Source organism: Rahnella rivi, assembly GCF_019049655.1.
Taxonomy (GTDB): Bacteria; Pseudomonadota; Gammaproteobacteria; order Enterobacterales; family Enterobacteriaceae; genus Rahnella; species Rahnella rivi.
The window spans coordinates 136,150-154,289 of the sequence record NZ_JAFMOX010000061.1; the positions used below are offsets into that span (position 1 = coordinate 136,150).

At 53.0% G+C, this 18,140-nt stretch carries 17 protein-coding genes; 8 read left to right on the top strand and 9 right to left on the bottom strand.

From position 1 onward, the window contains the following. Nucleotides 1-23 precede the first annotated feature (23 nt). Nucleotides 24-812 carry an acyl-ACP--UDP-N-acetylglucosamine O-acyltransferase gene (gene lpxA / locus J1779_RS14740; RefSeq protein WP_056780517.1) on the top strand — a complete coding sequence of 263 codons (789 nt, stop codon included), beginning with the start codon at nt 24-26 and terminating at the stop codon, nt 810-812. 21 nt (nt 813-833) lie between these two features. Here the strand turns inward: lpxA and J1779_RS14745 are convergent, their stop codons facing one another. The 4 genes from J1779_RS14745 to J1779_RS14760 form a co-directional block, all read right to left on the bottom strand. Continuing rightward, a complete protein-coding gene (locus J1779_RS14745; protein ID WP_217204101.1) occupies nt 834-1,847 on the bottom strand; it encodes a DUF2891 domain-containing protein in 1,014 nt (337 codons plus the stop codon). A 12-nt stretch (nt 1,848-1,859) separates the two neighbouring features. After that, the gene (locus J1779_RS14750) at nt 1,860-2,807 is read right to left on the bottom strand and encodes a DUF979 domain-containing protein (RefSeq protein ID WP_390975824.1); all 948 of its coding nucleotides are present in this window, start codon (nt 2,805-2,807) and stop codon (nt 1,860-1,862) included. Further along, a complete protein-coding gene (locus J1779_RS14755) occupies nt 2,807-3,496 on the bottom strand; it encodes a DUF969 domain-containing protein (protein ID WP_056780508.1) in 690 nt (229 codons plus the stop codon). The genes J1779_RS14750 and J1779_RS14755 overlap by 1 nt, the downstream gene beginning before the upstream one ends. Nucleotides 3,497-3,847: 351 nt before the next feature. Further along, nucleotides 3,848-4,507: an epoxyqueuosine reductase QueH gene (locus J1779_RS14760; RefSeq protein ID WP_056780504.1), complete on the bottom strand. Its 660-nt coding sequence runs from the start codon at nt 4,505-4,507 to the stop codon at nt 3,848-3,850. A 186-nt stretch (nt 4,508-4,693) separates the two neighbouring features. Here J1779_RS14760 and J1779_RS14765 point away from each other — a divergent pair, with 186 nt between their 5' ends. From J1779_RS14765 to dsrB, 6 genes are all read left to right on the top strand, one after another. After that, nucleotides 4,694-5,704 (top strand): AI-2E family transporter, encoded by a 1,011-nt coding sequence (locus J1779_RS14765; protein WP_056780501.1) that lies wholly within the window; start codon nt 4,694-4,696, stop codon nt 5,702-5,704. Between the two features lie 215 nt (nt 5,705-5,919). Beyond that, nucleotides 5,920-6,978, top strand: coding sequence for an NAD(P)-dependent alcohol dehydrogenase (locus J1779_RS14770; RefSeq protein WP_217204102.1), 1,059 nt, complete (start codon nt 5,920-5,922; stop codon nt 6,976-6,978). 166 nt (nt 6,979-7,144) lie between these two features. Then, on the top strand, nt 7,145-7,489 hold the full coding sequence (locus tag J1779_RS14775; protein WP_056780492.1) for a hypothetical protein: 345 nt from the start codon (nt 7,145-7,147) through the stop codon (nt 7,487-7,489). 245 nt (nt 7,490-7,734) lie between these two features. Beyond that, a complete protein-coding gene (locus tag J1779_RS14780; protein WP_238485170.1) occupies nt 7,735-8,523 on the top strand; it encodes a potassium channel family protein in 789 nt (262 codons plus the stop codon). 298 nt (nt 8,524-8,821) lie between these two features. Beyond that, complete coding sequence (cspE, locus tag J1779_RS14785; RefSeq protein ID WP_013575246.1) at nt 8,822-9,031, top strand: transcription antiterminator/RNA stability regulator CspE; 210 nt, start codon at nt 8,822-8,824, stop codon at nt 9,029-9,031. Between the two features lie 392 nt (nt 9,032-9,423). Then, nucleotides 9,424-9,621, top strand: a complete 198-nt coding sequence (gene dsrB / locus J1779_RS14790) for a protein DsrB (protein ID WP_056780486.1) — start codon at nt 9,424-9,426, stop codon at nt 9,619-9,621. Between the two features lie 86 nt (nt 9,622-9,707). On the opposite strand, the gene J1779_RS14795 is transcribed toward dsrB, so the two are convergent. The 5 genes from J1779_RS14795 to J1779_RS14815 all read right to left on the bottom strand — a co-directional run bounded on the left by J1779_RS14795 (nt 9,708) and on the right by J1779_RS14815 (nt 17,037). Then, a complete protein-coding gene (locus J1779_RS14795; protein WP_217204103.1) occupies nt 9,708-11,405 on the bottom strand; it encodes a methyl-accepting chemotaxis protein in 1,698 nt (565 codons plus the stop codon). Between the two features lie 239 nt (nt 11,406-11,644). Next, complete coding sequence (gene rcsA, locus J1779_RS14800) at nt 11,645-12,259, bottom strand: transcriptional regulator RcsA (RefSeq protein WP_183846810.1); 615 nt, start codon at nt 12,257-12,259, stop codon at nt 11,645-11,647. Between the two features lie 388 nt (nt 12,260-12,647). Continuing rightward, nucleotides 12,648-13,838: a glycoside hydrolase family 88 protein gene (locus tag J1779_RS14805; RefSeq protein WP_217204104.1), complete on the bottom strand. Its 1,191-nt coding sequence runs from the start codon at nt 13,836-13,838 to the stop codon at nt 12,648-12,650. 31 nt (nt 13,839-13,869) lie between these two features. Then, nucleotides 13,870-15,156, bottom strand: coding sequence for an oligosaccharide MFS transporter (locus J1779_RS14810; protein ID WP_217204105.1), 1,287 nt, complete (start codon nt 15,154-15,156; stop codon nt 13,870-13,872). A gap of 42 nt (nt 15,157-15,198) precedes the next feature. Further along, nucleotides 15,199-17,037, bottom strand: coding sequence for a DUF2264 domain-containing protein (locus J1779_RS14815; RefSeq protein WP_217204106.1), 1,839 nt, complete (start codon nt 17,035-17,037; stop codon nt 15,199-15,201). A 248-nt stretch (nt 17,038-17,285) separates the two neighbouring features. Between J1779_RS14815 and J1779_RS14820 the strand changes: the two genes are divergently transcribed. Further along, complete coding sequence (locus J1779_RS14820) at nt 17,286-18,137, top strand: AraC family transcriptional regulator (protein ID WP_217204107.1); 852 nt, start codon at nt 17,286-17,288, stop codon at nt 18,135-18,137. The last annotated feature ends 3 nt before the right edge of the window (nt 18,138-18,140 follow it).

The following is an 18,140-nucleotide window of genomic DNA, read 5'->3' on the forward strand; positions in this document are numbered from 1 at the left end:
CGATTGTCAGAAGGATTTATGCGTTGATTTCATCTTCGGCCACAATTGCGGCCAGCAGTATCATCGAACCGGGTGTTGTTATCGGCCCGCACGTTGTTGTCGGCCCTTTCTGTTTTATCTCCACGGGTGTGCGGATAGGCGAAGGATCAGTCATTGCCTCACATGTCGTCATTAACGGCGATACGTCTATCGGTCGTGAGAACCGAATCGGGATGGGATCGTCCATCGGCGAAGTCAGCCAGGATTTGAAATACAACGGCGAAGCGGCGAGCCTCGACATCGGCGACGGCAATGAGATTGGCCGTCACTCGACGCTGCACCGGGGCACAGAGCAGGGCGGCGGTGTCACGCGCATTGGCGATCAAAATATTTTTCAGGCGGGTGTGCACATCGGGCACGACTGTCAGGTGGGCAATCACACGTCAATGGGCGATCACAGCGGGCTGGCCGGTCACGTCACGCTGGGGGATTATTCGCAACTCGGCGCACTGTGTGCGGTGCATCAGTTTTGCATCGTCGGCACCGGCTCGCTGCTGCTGGACAACACCTGCGTGGTGCAGGACGTTCCGCCGTTTGTTGTGGCGAGTGGTAACCGCGCAGTCCCGCGCGGCATCAACGAACGCGCGCTGGCGTTTACCCGCGCGAATGCCGTTGAGCGGAAGGTGATCCGCCATCTGTACGATCTTTTATATCATCAGCAGGTGGCGGCAGACGTAGTGAAGCTTGAGATTGAACGGCTCAGCGCGGAGCACCCGATACTGTGCCAGTTCAATGATTTCTTTACCCGCTCGACGCGCGGAATTATCCGCTAACCGGCGGGATGTAAAGGCCGGTCAGGCTTCCAGCGCCAGCAGGGCAAAGGTAGCCAGCCAGTGTTCGCCCATGTAATCGCTGTCGAGATTATCCAGTGCGCTGTGCAAATGCTCTTCCGCCGTGTGGCGTAAAAGGGTTGCGCGCGCGTCGCCTGCCGGTAACGCCGACGCCAGAGATCGCTGGCACCAGGCGCGGCTGAGGTTCAGACCGTCCAGATGCCCGATCTTGCCGTCACTGCGGTCAGTGACCGTGGCGGGAGTGAACAGCGTGGCGGGCTGACGTTGCGCCAGTTCCGGCAGAAAACGGTCGAACCAGAGAATAAATTCCTCCCCCGGCAGTACGCGGCGCATCAGCTCCGCTTCCATCAGCGATGGCGACAAAAATTCATCACCACCCGGTTCCCATGCCTGACAATGCACATCATCCTGATGCCAGCGCCGCGCCGTTTCTTCAATTAACGCGCACAGCGGGCCATGCTTAACGCTTCGGGCATAGTCCAGCGTCAGAGCCAGCGCGAAGGCCGTATTGAAATGGCTGCCGACGCGCAGCGGATAGGTCGCTTTCGGCAGAAACGCCGTAAAACTCTCTTCGAAAAAGCGGGCCATCGGCGCCAGATTTTTTGCCCATTCAGCGGCCTGTGGCAACGCCATTTCCTGCAACTGCTGCGTCAGCGCCAGAAACCATGCCCAGCCATACGGACGTTCAAACCCGGCATGTTGTGGCTGTTGCAGATAGGCCATTTCGCCCGCGACGTTTTGTGCAGTGAAATGCTGCCCGACCACGGTTATGATTTTCTCGGCTTCCGGCAGCTCAGGGTAAGTGTTCAGCAAGCGCAGCAACAGCCAGTAGCCGTGAACGCAGGAGTGCCAGTCGTAGCTGCCATAAAAAATCGGGTGAAGCTGGCGCGGGGTGCGGGCGTCCTGCGCGCTGCTCATCGCGTGCATCAGTTTATTGGGAAACTCACGCGTTAAATGATTGAGCGCAAGTGAGGCAAAACGGGACGCCATCGCTGGCGTCATCTGCGTTGTGGTCATCGTCTTTCCTTATCAGAAGCGGAAAACAAAGAAATACATAAAGGCGGTGTTGACCAGCAACAGCAGCACGCCGGTTTTCCACTGTGCCTTGATCACGCCATTTTTATCCTGCAATTCAAGCAAGGCGGCCGGAACGATGTTGAAGTTTGCCGCCATCGGCGTCATCAGTGTCCCGCAGAAACCGCACAGCATACCGATGGCGCCCATGATGGCCGGGTTGCCGCCAAGCTGATTGACGATAAGCGGCAGGCCGATGCCTGCCGTCATCACCGGGAACGCGGCAAAACCGTTGCCCATGATCATGGTAAACAGTGCCATCCCGAAGGTGTAGGCCACCACAATTGCCAGCGGTGAACCCAGAGGGATAATATTTTTCACCAGGTCGGCCACCACGCCGCCGACGCCTGCCATCGCAAACAACGCGCCCAGCGCCGCCAGCATCTGCGGCAAAATAGCCGCCCAGCCCACGGTGTCCATCGTCTGCCCGCCGGCTTTTATGGCTTTGAGTGGCGAATCGCGCAACATCACCAGCGCGGCGACAAAAGCCACCAGCGTGCCGATCACCAGAGAAATCAGCGTGACGTTTTTGGCTTCCACCAGCGGGGTGTATTTCAGCGTCAGGGTGCCGATCAGCGTCACAATCGGGATCAGCAGGGCAGGAATAAACAGTTTGCTGCCAAAACGTCGGGCACCGGCTTCGCGCTGTTCCACGCGTTCGGGCTGGTCGTTATCCGTTTTGCCTTTACCCAGTTTGCCGCTGCCGGCAATCACCGCCAGCAGAATCGCCAGACAGCCGGTGACAAAGTGCGGCAACTCGCCGCCAAACAGAAAAGTGACGCCGTAAACGCCCCAGAACAGCGCATTCACATAGCGACGTGCATTACTTTTGTCGCGCAGATTGAAGAGCGCGAAGGCGCAGAACATCAGGCCCGCGAGAATATAAACTGACTGTAGGTTGATCATTTCGCGGTGCTCCCGTGGTGGCCGTCAAAACGTTTAGCCAGCGAGCGGTCAAGCAGCCACAAACGGATAAAGTGAATAATCAGTGCGGCAATCGCGGTCGGGATCGCCCAGACAGACAGGTGCAGGGGTTCGACGTCGATTCCGTATTGATCGAGAAAACCTTTGATCAGCAGAATCGATTGCACGGCGATAAAAATGTCCTCGCCGAAAAAGACCGCCACGTTATCTGCCGCAGCAGAATGGGCACGGATTTTCTGACGCACGTCGTTAGGTAAATCACCGTATTTGGTGGTGGCGGCGGCTTCGGCCATCGGTGCGATCAGCGGACGAACCATCTGCGCGTGTCCGCCCAGCGAGTTCAGCCCCAACGCTGCCGTCATCTGGCGCAGGAAGAAATAGAGCATCAGGATGCGGCCGGTGGTCGCCACATGAATTTTAGAAATCAGGTGTTTCGCCTGCTCTTTCAGCCCGTTACGCTCAAGCAGCGCAATCACCGGCAAGGTCAGCCAGATAAGGCCCATATAGCGGTTATCGGTAAACGCCTTTCCGAAAGCGCTGATGATTTCCACGGTTTGCATGCCGCCGGCCAGACCGGTAGAGATCCCGGCGATGGTCACGACCAGTAACGGATTAAACCGCAGTGCAAAACCCAGCACGACGATCGGAATACCTATTAGCACCCACATATAACTTCCCCTGTAATGATAAATACGATGTTGTGTTTTTTGTTTTACGTGCCAGTCTGCCTGCGCAATACACGCGAAATAACCGTGGGTTATTTCTTATAGCGATTACGCATAAATAAAACTGAGAGGCGGAAAGTAACAAGCGATTTAACGGAACGCAAGATGCAAACCGGCGGCCATCATAGGAAATGAGTCTGGCTGTTTGAAACTTTGTTATCGAACAAAATAGTGAACTGGCAGATGCTTTATACGCAGGGGATCAGAAGGTTATCAGCGGGAATTATCAGCATAATTAACCCGACACAGGGCCGGGATTAATGATAAAGGAGTATCAATACGCAGTGTGGCAGATTATTCGTCGTCCTCATCCCCGTAATATTTCACCCCAAGTTTGATCAGATCACGGCCCTGGGATTTACGGTGCAAATTACTGTCGCGCAGCGAATAGACGCAACCGCAATATTCCTGCTGATAAAAGCGTTCGCGTTTGCTGATCTCCACCATGCGCGCTGCGCCGCCTTTCTTGCGCCAGTTGTAGTCCCAGTAGACCATTCCTGGATAAGGCGCGGCAGCGCGATCGCCGCAGCCATTAATTTGCTGCATATCTTTCCAGCGCGAAATGCCCAGTGAACTGGAAATAGCACTGAAACCATGTTCCCAGGCATAGAGTGCCGTGCGTTCAAAACGCATATCGAAACACATGGTGCAGCGGATCCCACGCTCAGGTTCATTTTCCATTCCTCTGGCGCGTTCAAACCAATTATCGGTGTCGTAATCGGCGTCAATTAACGGGATGCCGTGTTGTTCGGCAAAACGTATATTTTCTTCTTTGCGCAGCAAATATTCTTTCTGCGGATGAATATTCGGATTGTAGAAGAATATCGTGTAGTCGATGCCGGACGCCTGAATAGCCTCCATCACTTCTCCCGAACAGGGCGCACAGCAGGAGTGCAATAAAAGACGGTCATGCCCTTCAGGCAGGGAAAGTTTCTCACGAATTAATTCAGACATCCTGTTCACCTTTATTTCAGAATAACTTTAACGATTGTTCTGAGGGGGATGATAGAAGACCTCGCTGTCGTGTCAAAATTTTCTTAACTGTTTCTGAACACACATCATGGCGTTACAGGGTTAGATGCTATGATAGAGGCAACATTGAGGGCCAGGCCCGGGACACGTTTTTTAAGGATGCAGGCAATGCAAATTATGAGATCGAATCACATTCGCTGGCTCAGTTTGTTGATTGTGATGGGCGGGTTGTTGTTGATTCTTCCTCTTCATTTACTGGCGTGCTTTATCGCCGGTTTTGTGGTGTACGAACTGGTCAATGCGCTGACGCCGCATTTTCAGAAAATCCTCAGCGGCGAACGTGCGCGCTGGGTGGTGGTGGCTTTTATCAGCACCGTGGTGGTGAGTTGCCTGATTCTGTTTGTCGCGGCTATCGCAGACTTCCTGATGGAAGACATGAAAAATCCGGTGGCGTTTAACGCCATGGTGTCGCGATTATTGACTGACGCGCAAAGCCGTTTGTCGCCGGTCCTGTTGCACTATCTTCCGGCCAATATCGAAGAGTTACAGCGTACTTTCCTGCAATGGCTGCGTGAGCACATTGTCATGATCCAGACGTTTGGTAAAAACGCTGCGCACGTTTTTGTCACCATGCTGATTGGTATGATCCTCGGGGCGATTATCTCTCTCCAGCGCCATACCCGTGGCGAGCACCATGCTCCGCTGAAACAGGAATTGCTGGATCGCGTGAGCCTGCTCAGTGCTGCTTTTCGTAATGTGGTGTTCGCACAGTTCCAGATTTCACTGATCAACACGGTGCTCTCGGGCATTTTCCTGTTTGGTATTTTGCCGCTGTTTGGCATTCACCTGCCGCTGGCAAAAACGCTGGTTGCGCTGACTTTCGTGTGCGGCCTGCTGCCGGTGGTGGGGAATCTGATTTCCAACACCCTGATTTTCATCGTGGGTTTGTCGCTGTCCTTGTGGGTGGGGGCGCTGGTGCTGGGGTATCTGATCATCATTCACAAGGTGGAATACTTCCTGAATGCGCGCATTGTGGGTAACCGCATCAAGGCCAAATCCTGGGAGGTTTTGCTGGCGATGGTGGTGTTTGAAGCCGCATTTGGTATACCGGGCGTGGTCGCCGCACCTATCTATTACGCTTACCTGAAAAGCGAACTCAAAGACGCTGGTCTTATCTAAACCTTTCTGTATTCCTTCTCAAAAGTGACGCTGCGTTGTGCGGCGTCACTGTCTGGCTATCGGATTACCCTGATTTAAAACTCCTGAAAAAAACAGATTCAGGCAAGTAATGGCGAGGATCGTTATATTTGTTTGTCTCCTTAACGCGTCATACTTTCCTGGTGCACTGCCTTTTGCCGTGCGCATGTATTCCGTTAGCCCTTCAGGAGAAATAAATGACTCTTAACGTTCGTGGTTTCGCTGCCCTTTCAGCGGATGCGCCTCTTGCGCCTCATAATTTTGTTCGCCGTGACCCGCGTGATACCGACGTTGTGATCGACATTCTGTATTGCGGCGTGTGCCACTCCGATATCCACCAGGCGCGCAATGAATGGCACCAGAGCATCTATCCGATGGTTCCGGGACACGAAATTATTGGCCGTGTGAAACAAGTCGGCGCGCAAGTCAGCGGCTTCAAAGTCGGTGATACTGTCGGTGTGGGTTGTATGGTCGATTCTTGTCAGCACTGTGAATCCTGCGCGGAGAGCCTGGAACAGTACTGTGAAGAAGGCGCGACCATGACCTATAACAGCTACGATCGTCATGACAACATGATGACCTACGGCGGTTATTCCGAACAAATCGTGGTGGCAGAGAAATTCGTGCTGCGCGTTTCTGAAAAACTGGACATCAAATCCGCTGCGCCGCTGCTGTGCGCTGGTATCACCACCTTCTCTCCGCTGAAACACTGGAAAGTCGGTAAAGGCCATAAAGTTGCGGTTGTCGGCCTGGGCGGTTTAGGCCACATGGGCCTGAAATTTGCCAAAGCATTGGGCGCAGACGTCACGCTGTTCACCCGTTCTAAAGGCAAAGAGCAGGAAGCTTACCGTTTAGGCGCCGATCACGTGGTGCTGTCGACGGATGAAGAGCAAATGGCGGCGGTGAAAAGCCACTTCGACTTCATTCTCGATACTGTGCCAAACCAGCACGATCTGAACCCGTACCTGGATACCCTGAAACGCGATGGTACCCACATTCTGGTCGGCCTGATCGAACCTATCGACCCGGCGCTGCACAGCGGCAAACTGGTGATGGGGCGTAAAACCGTTGCAGGTTCCCTGATCGGCGGGATCGCAGAAACTCAGGAAATGCTGGATTTCTGTGCTGAACACGACATTACCTGTGACGTCGAGATGATCGACATGCAGGACATCAACGGTGCTTACGATCGTATGCTGAAAAGCGACGTGAAATACCGCTTTGTTGTCGATATGGCTTCACTGAAAAACGCGTAACCCGCTGATTTCGGTTAAATAGTGACCTGATGCGTCTGCCGGAGAGTGAAGAAATTCACACCGGCAGGCGCATTGTGACGAAATTTACGCTTTCCTTCTTACGGTGGCTTCTCGGCTTGTGACGGCAGTGGTATCCTGCTGCCTTTCGCCGGGCGAAGGAAAAACAGTGGCTAAGAGTTTTGATGAACTCATCAGAGATATGGACCTGATGATTGAACATGTGGACAGACTGAAAAGCCTGCCTCCACGGGCTGCAGAGCCAAGTTCAGCGGCGGCTGAGAAACCGGCATACGATTCTTTCGGCGAGATCTTTGCGCTTAAAGCCGTGATGCGTGCCTTTATCTCTTCCGTCGATACGATTGTAAAAGTGCAGATTGCGAAGAAAGTTGAGCAGGATATTGGCCATCTGGAAAACACGGTGCGCTCTATCGGCGGTGGCAGTGCGAACGCTGAAGACGTTGCGCAAATCACCGCTTACGTCCGTAATGCCGTTTCTGAACTGATGGAATAGCGTACGCTGCTTCCTGGCAATACACGAAAACTGTCTGCTAATAAACGCCGGTCACCTCAGTGAGCGGCGTTTTTTTTGGTCGCAAGGGTGAGCCAGACGGTAGGCGTACAGGCGATAAGGGGATATTCTTCGCGTATGTTTGATGGCTGGCGCTTGTTATGACTCAGGATTATCGCTTTTTCGCGGCAACGCGACGCAGATGTTTTGCGCTTTTGTTTGAGCACCGCACCCGCAGCGGTCACCGTATGGAAATCTTTTGGATCACCGCGTCCTTACTGAGCGTGGTGGTGCTGTTTTTCGAATCCAGCGCGACCGATCTGTTTCCCAATACGCCGAATGTTCTCTGGCGCTTCGGTTTAATCGAACTCGGATTCACGGCGCTGTTCAGCGTGGAGTACGTGCTGCGCATACTGTGCTCGCCGCGCAAAATGCATTATCCGGTCAGTTTCTTCGGCATTATCGATCTGTGCACTGTGTTGCCGATGTATATCGTCTGGATGATGCCGTCGCTGGCCGGATCTGCCGATCTGGTGGTAGTGGTGCGATTGCTTCGCGTATTGCGCGTCCTGCGCGTGCTGAAACTCCTGCGCTATATGAATGATGCCGGGATGTTGTGGCGCAGCCTGATGCGCGCGCGCCGCAAGCTGAGCATCTTCTTTGGCTTCGTGGCCATCATCCTGTGTCTTTTCGGCGGACTGATGTTTGCGGTGGAAGAGGGCAAGGATGGATTTACGTCGCTTGGCGCATCGGTGTATTGGGCCGTGGTGACGCTGACAACCGTCGGGTACGGCGATATCACCCCGCATACCGCGCTCGGCAGAATGCTGGCATCGGTGCTGATTCTTTTAGGCTATTCAATCATTGCGGTGCCAACCGGAATTCTGACGGCTTATATGTCACAAGAGCTGGAAAAGGGGCGGGCGGCACGTTCTTGTCAGAATTGTCTGCATTCTGGACATGAATCTGATGCAAAATTTTGTGCACATTGCGGTGCGGTTCTGGAAGCGCAGAGATCACAAGCTGTTGATAAATAGACCTATAATTGTTCAATGATTGTACTGACTGGTTCATAAAAAGACTATTTTTGGGGTTTCCCCTGACATTGCGTTAAAAAGAGTTGCTATTAAATGGCAGTCATGAGTAAATACGTCTCGGCCTGTGGTACAGACCTATTTATGCACGACATCCTGAGTAAAGTTGTTCCAATTTAAAGCGTTATCCATGATAACCCTGCTCTGACGAATTTCCTTCTTAGTGCCTCCATAAGTAACGACTGAAATCCGGCTATAACATGCCCATGGTGGCGAAATTTATTTTTAAAAGGTAATTCTTATGTCAATGATGAAAGGTCAGGTTAAGTGGTTTAACGAGTCTAAAGGCTTTGGCTTCATCACTCCTGCTGACGGCAGCAAAGATGTGTTCGTACACTTCTCCGCTATCCAGGATCAAGGTTTCAAGACCCTGGCTGAAGGCCAGAACGTACAGTTCACTATCGAGAACGGTGCTAAAGGTCCGTCTGCGGCTAACGTTACCGCTATCTAATCTTACTTTACCGCTGTTACAGCGATAAACGTACAGATGACAAAAACCCGCATGCGCGGGTTTTTTTACGTCTGTCGTTTGTGAAATACCCCTTTGTCATTTTGCGAGCGCCTGTTGTTTACCGGCGAGCTCTGGCAAAAAGACAAAAAAAAGCCCGCATAGTGGCGGGCAAAAATATTTCTTATGACATTCATTACGTACTCCCTCGGGGGTGAGCACGCAGGCAGTATAAAAGAAATATCTGTCAGGATTCTGGCGCTGAAATGTTAAGGAATTGAAAATTAATCCCCCCGCGTTATCTCAGGGTTTTTGCCCTGCATTCACCTTGTCCCGTGCCTTTCTCTGCCAGTCTGTACTACAATGAATACAATTGAACACTATGGGGTAACCTGATGAAAGTTAATGATCTTGTCACAGTAAAAACCGATGGCGGGCCGCGTCGTGAAGGGAAAGTGCTTGCTGTAGAAGAGTTTTACGAAGGCGTTATGTATCTGGTTGCGCTGGAAGATTATCCGGCGGGGATCTGGTTCTTCAATGAAGGCGATACCAAAGACGGAACCTTCGTCGTACCACGGGACAGCGAAGAGTAAAATATCGCAGGTAACATGAATCAATAAAAAAACACCGGAGCCATCGCTGCCGGTGTTTTTGTTTTATACGCGGGTGCGGTCAGAATTTAGAACGTTTCCCAGTTCGGTTCTGTGCTGGTGGTTTTGCCTGAACGCGGCGATGAACCCGGCAGGGCGCGTGCGGCGGGCTGAGTACGCACGGCGGGGCGATGTGTACCGTCAATTTTGAAGACGGCAACCGCCTGGGTGAGGCGCGCGGCCTGTTCTTCCAGAGAGGCGGCAGCGGCCGAGGCTTCCTGCACCAGCGAGGCGTTCTGCTGAGTCACGCCGTCCATCTCAGAGACAGCCTGGCTGACCTGACTGATGCCGCGGCTTTGTTCATCGGACGCGGAGGCGATTTCCCCCATGATGTCAGTCACATGGCTGACGGCGGTGACGATCTCAGACATCGTCGTCCCCGCATCGCCCACAAGAATGCTGCCTTCACCCACGTAATCCACCGATTCTTCAATCAGTGATTCGATCTCTTTTGCCGCCTGTGCGCTGCGCTGGGCAAGATTACGCACTTCGCTGGCGACCACGGCAAATCCACGGCCTTGTTCGCCCGCGCGGGCGGCTTCTACGGCGGCATTCAGCGCCAGAATGTTAGTCTGGAAGGCGATGCTGTTGATCACATTGGTGATTTCAGCAATTTTGGTCGAACTGCGCGAAATATTTTCCATTGTGCTGACGACGTTGGCGACGATTTCTCCGCCTTTCTGCGCTTTATTCGAGGCAGCGGCTGCCAGTTTGCTGGCGTGATGGGCGTTTTCAGAGTTCTGTTTCACCGTCGCGGTGAGCTGTTCCATACTGGCGGCGGTTTCTTCCAGCGCGGCGGCCTGTTGCTCGGTGCGTGAGGAGAGGTCGGTATTGCCGGAAGCAATTTCCGTTGACCCCTGATAAATGGACACGGCGCCTTCGCGCACGGTCAGCACGGTGCTGGCCAGTGAATGCTGCATGTGGTCGACATTGCTGCTTAGCACGCCGATTTCGTTGCGGCCATTATTTTGTGCCGGCTGAGTCAGATCGCCTTCGGCGATTTTCTGAATGCGCACCACCAGACGGTTCAGCGGATTGATGATCACTTTACGCATCACCAGATAAGTGATGAACGTCAGTACCAGCGCCAGCAGGAATGCGCCGCCCATCAGGCCATAACCGAGCGTGGCATTTCGCTGCGCTTTATCGTTGATTTTATTGGCAGTTTCGGTGCGATAGGCGATTGCGGCCAGCAGCGGTGTGTTGTTAGCCTGATCCAGTTCGCGCACTGTTTCGGCTTCCTGAGAAATCACTTCCTCAAAATGCGCCTGCTTCGCAGAATCCATCATCGGCAGCATGCCCTGCGTCATGTAGGCGTTGTAGGATTTTTTCAGCGGTTCATCGAGCGCCAGATCGGTGGCATTTTTACCGGGCCGGTTGATGTAGGTATCAAAAGCCGTCTGCGACTGTTTCAGGCGGGTGGCGGCATCGCTGAGATTCTTATTAAAGACGTCCTGATCGCCAACGCGGGCTGCCGCTGCGGCCTGAATCAATAACAGGCGGGCAGTGCGCAGGTGGTTGGAGCTGTTCGACAGCGCCAGACGTATTTGCAATTCCTGCGTGGCATTCGAAAGTGCCGCATTACTTTGTTTCAGGAAAAAGCTGGATGTGCCAATCGAAATGGCAAACAGGAACAGGATCCCCACCAGAATCTGGCTGATCAAGGTGATGAGTCGAATATTGCTGATAAAAGAGGTTCGGGTATTGATGTTTAAAGGAGTATCCATTTTATTCCGCTCTGTTAATCCTGTTCACCGGCAATTGAGGGTCGGTGAGTGACAGCGATGTAGGGTCTGCCTGCGGGCAAGTCCTGCCGTGGCGAAAACACGCCATATAAGGACATCGGCAATCCAGAGAGGAGATTGAGTTTATATTTGCGACGCGGATCTCATTTCAGAAGTTTGTGTAGCCTTCTACAGGCTATGCAATGGCATAGCCTGTAGAAATAGCCCGTCATTAAAGAAAATTAGCTGACATAAATACCGTCTGTAAGCTGATCACATAAACGCACAACATGATAAATAATGTGTTTGTTCGGTGATTTTATTTTCCGCTTAATATTTCCTTTATATGACGACACTGTTTTGGTCTTAATTTTCAGCTTATCCGACATTTCATTTGTGCCGTCGCCTGACATCCACATTCTCAGCATGGCCGATTCAGACCGGCTGAGCATCACGGGGCGGATGTCCAGCAGGCCGCTGCTGGCCGGGTTTTTCGCCTGCGGCAGTCGCGGGTGATTCAGCAGTTGTTTCAGGGTTTCAGCCTTAATGGATTTCGAGGTGATAATCACGTTCTTGCGAACGAAAACGTACTCTTCAAAATGAATACGTGTGCTGGACATAAAAATAAAAAATAACGTGTCGGCATATTCAGTAATCAGCGCTCGCAGGCGGGATTTACTGTCCGCATTGGATTGCATGCAATCTTCATTAATAAACACCACGGACGGCTTCAGTTTGCGGCAACTCTGGTGTAACTGATCAAAGTGGCTGACATAACTGATGTCCTGTTCCTCGGCGAGAAATTGCTGCAATCCAATGCGGGTAAAACGGCAGGGATCCAAGATTATCGTTTGCATAGTGAGTCCTCACAGGACGTCCTTGTTCGGCATAATGATTGGATTAAAACAGATGAATCTTAAAAGCACGAAGAACGTGCTGACCCTATTTCTCGCATGAAAAAACCGCATATTCAAAGTTTTTTTTAGCGTTTAAAGAGAGTTACGAGATTATATTAATTTGGTTTATGTCAGCGTTTACTTTGTGACTGAACAAAGGGATCGTGAAATTAGGACTATTCTGAGCGGATGTAAGGACATAGCAGTAAAACTTATTGATGATGGCGTAATTATAACGACAGGGAATACTTAGCATTCACATCAAGAGCCGCAAAATGCTTCAAAACAATTCACGCATTGTAAACGGCAAGTTAACGGGACGCGATACAGAGTACCGCGTCCATAAAAGTTACCAGTAGGATTGCCAGCACTGAGTCAGGCGTACCAGGGCCTCAACGTAAAAATAGTCGCCCCAGCTGCAACATTCATCCACTCCTTTACCACTCGCCATGTGGTAAACCGAATGTTTAAGCAAGCCGTCACAGTCTTCCTCTTCACGGACAAGATAATGGTCGGTCAGAGAATCCATTATGCGCAGCGCCATTTCCTCATAACAGGCGCGCTTGTCATCGGTGGCGGGCAGGGTGTTGACCAGGCTCAGCAGACCGCATACCGCAATTGCTGCCGCTGAACTGTCGCGGGGTTCCGTGGTCCCCAGCAGCGCCAGATCCCAGTGGCAGACATCATCCTGTGGCAGACGGTTGAGGAAATAGTGTGCCAGACGCCGTGACAGCTCGACCTGATCCTCGTCTCCGGTGTAGTGGTAACTCAGCAGGAAGCCGTAAATCCCCCATGCCTGGCCGCGCGACCAGCATGAATCGTCGGCATAGCCCTGATGGGTGTTTCCAAACCGCGGCTCACCGGTCTGCGTGTCCATATAAAATGTGTGATAGGTCGAGGCATCGGGGCGAACAATGTATTTCGCGGCCTGCTCTGCATGGGCGCGCGCAGCCTGTGCAAAGCGCGGCTCACCGGTTTGCTCACTGGCCCAGTAAAGCAGCGGCAGATTCATATTGCAGTCGATGATCATGCGTCCGGCCTGTTCCGGATCCTGCAAATCGCCCCAGGCCTGAATGATTTTCGCTTTCGAATTAAAACGCTCCATCAGGGCTTCGGCGGCCAGCAGCGCGATGCCGCGGGCCTGGCGGTTGCCGGTCAGTTTCCAGGCACTGACGCAGGACAGGCTGTAAAGAAAACCAAGATCGTGCGTGGCGGTATCAATGCGGTTAACGATGCGATTGCCAAATGAGGTGACCTGTTTCTCTGCCGCATGACGGTAGCGATCGTCACCGGTCATTTCCCACGCCAGCCACAGCTGGCCGGTCCAGAAGCTGGTGGTCCATTCCACATTTTCAGTCAGCGGGTAATGCCCGTTCTGACAGGTTTCTGCCGGAAACTTATCGCCAAACTTTTCCACGTTGCGGGAAATTTTGCTCAGCACCGTCTGGCGCGCCCGCTGCATTTTTTCTGCAAACGCAATCCTGTCTAACTGATTCAGTTCAACCGGCAATAAATTCTCTTTCGCGATATTCATCGTCATATCTTCTCCCTTTTTCAATTAATTCATTCACTCAGCGTTTCGCCGGGGTCAGTTCTGCCGGGGTTTCCAGCGGTTTATCGGTGGAGGGGGTACCTGACCGGATGCTCTGACAGGCGGATAACGTAAAGGCTGAAACCAGCGTAAAGAACAGCGCAATACTGCCCATGATCAGATAGGTGTGTTCGAAGCCGATGCGTTCATAGAGATAGCCAGCCGGCGGGGCGATAACGATCGAACCGACGTAAATCATGGCCTGATAACCCAGCAGATACATGGTGGCGTTAACGCGTTTGCTGAAATGCTCGGCGATATATTTGAAGACTGAAATCAGCAGCAATGAGATTTCCAGCCCGTAGAACGGCTTGATGATGGAGATCAGCAGCGGATCGTGCGTCAGCCCGGAGGCTATCAGGCGGATCCCCACCACCACGCCGACCAACAGCAGGCTTTTCTTGGCACCGAAATAATTCACCAGGAACGGGATCACCATCATCATCAGGAATTCGAACCCGGACTGCACGGTGCTCAGGTAGCCATACCAGGCGTTGCCTTGCTCTTTGGTGGTAAAAAAGGTGACGAAATAGCGCGAGAACTGCTGCTCGGCGACAAACATCATCCAGGCGACACCGGCCACATAGAGCGAAAACATCCAGAATTTGCGGTTTTTCAGCAACAGGATCACATCGCTGAACACGATTTTTTGCTGCGCGATCACGTCGTTGTTTTTCAGCTCTTCATTGCCAATTTTCAGTGAAAGTAAAACGCACAGCATGACCAGCGACGTGGCACTGCTCAGGCCGAAATTCCAGGCAGGAGACAGATTAAACAACAGGCCGGAGAACGAGGCGGCCAGCGCCCAGCCGAGCGAGCCCCACATACGGACCTGCCCGAACTCCATGTGATACAGGCGGCTGAAGCGATCGGCATAAGATTCTGACGCAGCGACACCGGCATACCAGCCGAGGCTGAGGTACAGCGCGCCGACAATAATGCCGATCATCATGTGGCTTTCCAGCAGCGGCTGGTACACGAAGATGAAGAAGGGAGCCATCAGCGCCGACACCAGCACGACAAAATAGAGCAGGGATTTGCTCATGCCGATCTTGTCCATGATGTAGCCATAAACCGGCTTCATCACCACCGCAAAAACGCCGTTAATGGCGAAAACGGTACCGATGCTCATACTGTCCAGCCCGGCCTTTTGCCCCAGCCACAGGGCGTAAAGCCCGAAGCTGGAAGACCAGGTGAAGAAGTACAGGAATATAAAGCTACTCATTTTATAGTAAGCCGATTTACTGGCTGTTTTTATGGCTTTCATGGTGACTCCTCAAGCGTGAACTGCCGGGATTTACTGTGAAATTCAGGCCAGAGAAATCTGCCCGCTGCGTCCCTGATACTGCCAGTGCAACTGGTTGCCCTCGCGGATGATTTCCGGTGCTGCAAGGTCGCCGGTGTCGCTGCCGGTGCCGGCGCAGACCGCGCTGATGAGCCAGTGCGAACCGGCGGGGTAACTGGCTTTAAGCACGGGGATCACCGCCGTTTCGGCGAACATAATGCTGCTGTTCGGCGGAGTCACGACCGTCGTGGCCTCGCGCTCGCTCCCGCCGTTCAGGCTGACTATCCGGCTGATGCCGTTGCATGCCGTCACCGCAATTGCGTGCTGATTGGGGGTGATTTGTGACCGGGTCGCCGGATCCTGAATCACCGCAAATCCGCCCTCGGCGGTGTCCAGCGGACGCTGGTTTTTCAGATGATGAACGCGCAAATGCCAGTCGCCACACGGGATAAGCCAGGTGCGCACTTCCACGTCGTGCCAGGGCAGCCAGCGCGAATAAATCGCATCCTCGCTGATGCGGGTTTCAGCGCAGTCACGGCGTCCGCGAAAATATCCGTCGCCTTCGGCCAGCATCAGCATGGAGTCGCAACCGGCGTGATTCAGCCCGTAGCGTCCGCGATCCAGCGTGAAACCGAACTGGCTGGAATAGGCGAATTTGGTGTATTTGGCTTCGGTATTGACGAAGTTATTCAGCTCCAGCTGGCCGGACGTGAGCATCACAACGTGCTGACCTTGCGCGTCGCGCATCAGGATCTGACTGGCGTGAGGAATACAGTGCGTGCGGGGCAGTTCCGGCAGTGGCGCTTCATCCGCCAGCCAGAACGCATCATCCTGCGGCAATGCCAGGATCAGAAAGATTTTGCACGCCCAGTAAGGCGAACCCGGCGCGTTGTAGTCTTCGGCCATCACCAGATTGGGTGTGTGATACCCGATGCTGAGCAGGCCGTCGCGGTCGAAAATGGGCTGTTTCAGCCAGTGACGCAGATGGCGCAGGATCAAGCCTTTGACGATGCCCGGCGTAAACACATCCAGCTTGCTGTACGCCGCGGCGCTCCAAAAAGCGGCTTCGGCAAAGCGGTAGGTCAGGCTGCGGCCAAACGGCACAGCGGCACCGTCGGCGGAGAAAAGAGTGATGAAATCCTGCGCAAATACCCCGGCGCGCTGGCGCAGTAAGGCCGCGCGCGAAGGATCCACATCCGCCATGTTTTGAGCGTACAGCAGGCCGTAATAGTGGAACGCCATTGAGATGTAGTAATCGCGCGGACGTCCGGGGCCGTCGGAGTACCAGCCATCGCCGAGATAATAGGCTTCCATCAGTTCAAAACGGGCAGCCACCGCGTCGTGGCTCCACGGCAGACCGGCCTGTTTAAAGCCCATCTGCACCATGATCGGAAAGAAATTCCAGTTGTTGTTGGGAATGAGTGCGTCACGTCCCTGATTCAGCCAGTCGGCCAGATGTTGCTGTTCCTGCGCCGTAAAATGCTGCAACAGACGTTTATCCAGCAGCGCCAGCCCGACGCCAAAAGCAGCCATTTCCACACAGCGCTGATCGAAATCACGCAGGGTGCCCCAATACTGCGGATGCTGCGGGTCGGTGCCGAAACGGATCGCATCCAGATAGAAGGGCAGATCGGCGCATTCGCCACCCCCGGCCACCAGCGGAAAAATCCCCCACAACATGCGGGACAGCGCTTCCATTTTGGCAATCTCTTTACCGTAATGGGTGGTGGACTCTCCGAGGTCGATACCACTTTTGCCTTTTTCGGTATAAGGCGAGACGGCCGAGAGCAGGTCATTCAACAGATGTTGTACGTCTTCGCGATTACGCAGCGGATTTTGAGGATTCACTTTATTTTGCGTCATAAAAGCTCTCCCGGTGGTGTTAAAGGACCGGTAAATAAGGTTTTTATTATTTGAAATACTATTTCAATTCCTTGTGTCGCGATTGAAATATAGAGAAATGGAAAACGCTGATTGTTACGGGGTTCACAGATTCAGCTGAATTTTGAAATTGTGATAAAGAATTTCGCCTGAAAGCGGCTTAAATTATAAAAAATGGACTGAAAATTGTGATCTGCTGTTATCCGTATTATGCGTAAAGGACATCCCCAATGCCGGTATCAGATTATCTTGAACGTATTGCCCTTAATGAACGTCAGGTTTCTTTTAACCGGATGAGTCGCGGCAGCGCTAATTATTTCCACTGGCATCAGTGTCTGGAATTACTGTTTGTCAGCCGGGGTTACGGCATTGTGATTGTTGATAATCAGCAATACACCTTAAAACCGGGGCGCCTGTTCGTGTTTCCGCCGTTCAAATTGCACAAAGTGTTTGTCGAAGCAGGCGAAAATAATGCCTATGAACGCACCACGGTTCATCTGGATCACCAGCTGCTGGACGGCTGCCTGCAATCTTTCCCGCAGCGTCGCGCCCGGTTTGCCAGGTTGTGGGATCCCGACCGCGCCGCCCATATTTTTGACCTGAGCGACCACGCCGCGCACATTGAAGTGATCCTCGAACAGTTCAACCAGCTGACCGAGCAGCAAACCCATCAGTGGGAGGAAATCGCGATGCTGGTGTTGCAGCTGATGGCTTTTATGCCCGCGCAGGGCGATACGCCGAAAACGGTCAGCCGCACGACGGCGTCAAAGGTGATGCAGTGGATTGAAGAAAATTATGTGCAGAAATTTTCGATGGCCCGCCTTTCGGCGGCGGTAGGGCTGTCAGAAAGTTATATCTCACGGGTTTTCGGGCAGGAAACCGGCGGTTCTGTTCAGGATTATCTGGCTACGCGCCGGGTGAAGCGCGCCTGTGAGCTTTTACGTTTAACGGATCAGTCTGTGGAAAGTATCGGTCTGCAATGCGGGTTCGCGGACTCGCCATACTTCATCACCCGCTTCAAAAAAATGATTGGAAAAACGCCGCTGCAATATCGCAAGGCGGCGTTTTCATTATTGCAGTGAACT

Coding starts and splice junctions, on each gene's coding strand:
- J1779_RS14745 (WP_217204101.1), bottom strand. CDS start 1,847: ATGACCACAACGCAGATGACGCCAGCGATGGCGTCCCGTTTTGCCTCA.
- J1779_RS14755 (WP_056780508.1), bottom strand. CDS start 3,496: ATGTGGGTGCTAATAGGTATTCCGATCGTCGTGCTGGGTTTTGCACTG.
- J1779_RS14760 (WP_056780504.1), bottom strand. CDS start 4,507: ATGTCTGAATTAATTCGTGAGAAACTTTCCCTGCCTGAAGGGCATGAC.
- J1779_RS14765 (WP_056780501.1), top strand. CDS start 4,694: ATGCAAATTATGAGATCGAATCACATTCGCTGGCTCAGTTTGTTGATT.
- J1779_RS14770 (WP_217204102.1), top strand. CDS start 5,920: ATGACTCTTAACGTTCGTGGTTTCGCTGCCCTTTCAGCGGATGCGCCT.
- J1779_RS14780 (WP_238485170.1), top strand. CDS start 7,735: ATGGAAATCTTTTGGATCACCGCGTCCTTACTGAGCGTGGTGGTGCTG.
- cspE (WP_013575246.1), top strand. CDS start 8,822: ATGTCAATGATGAAAGGTCAGGTTAAGTGGTTTAACGAGTCTAAAGGC.
- dsrB (WP_056780486.1), top strand. CDS start 9,424: ATGAAAGTTAATGATCTTGTCACAGTAAAAACCGATGGCGGGCCGCGT.
- J1779_RS14795 (WP_217204103.1), bottom strand. CDS start 11,405: ATGGATACTCCTTTAAACATCAATACCCGAACCTCTTTTATCAGCAAT.
- rcsA (WP_183846810.1), bottom strand. CDS start 12,259: ATGCAAACGATAATCTTGGATCCCTGCCGTTTTACCCGCATTGGATTG.
- J1779_RS14805 (WP_217204104.1), bottom strand. CDS start 13,838: ATGACGATGAATATCGCGAAAGAGAATTTATTGCCGGTTGAACTGAAT.
- J1779_RS14810 (WP_217204105.1), bottom strand. CDS start 15,156: ATGAAAGCCATAAAAACAGCCAGTAAATCGGCTTACTATAAAATGAGT.
- J1779_RS14815 (WP_217204106.1), bottom strand. CDS start 17,037: ATGACGCAAAATAAAGTGAATCCTCAAAATCCGCTGCGTAATCGCGAA.
- J1779_RS14820 (WP_217204107.1), top strand. CDS start 17,286: ATGCCGGTATCAGATTATCTTGAACGTATTGCCCTTAATGAACGTCAG.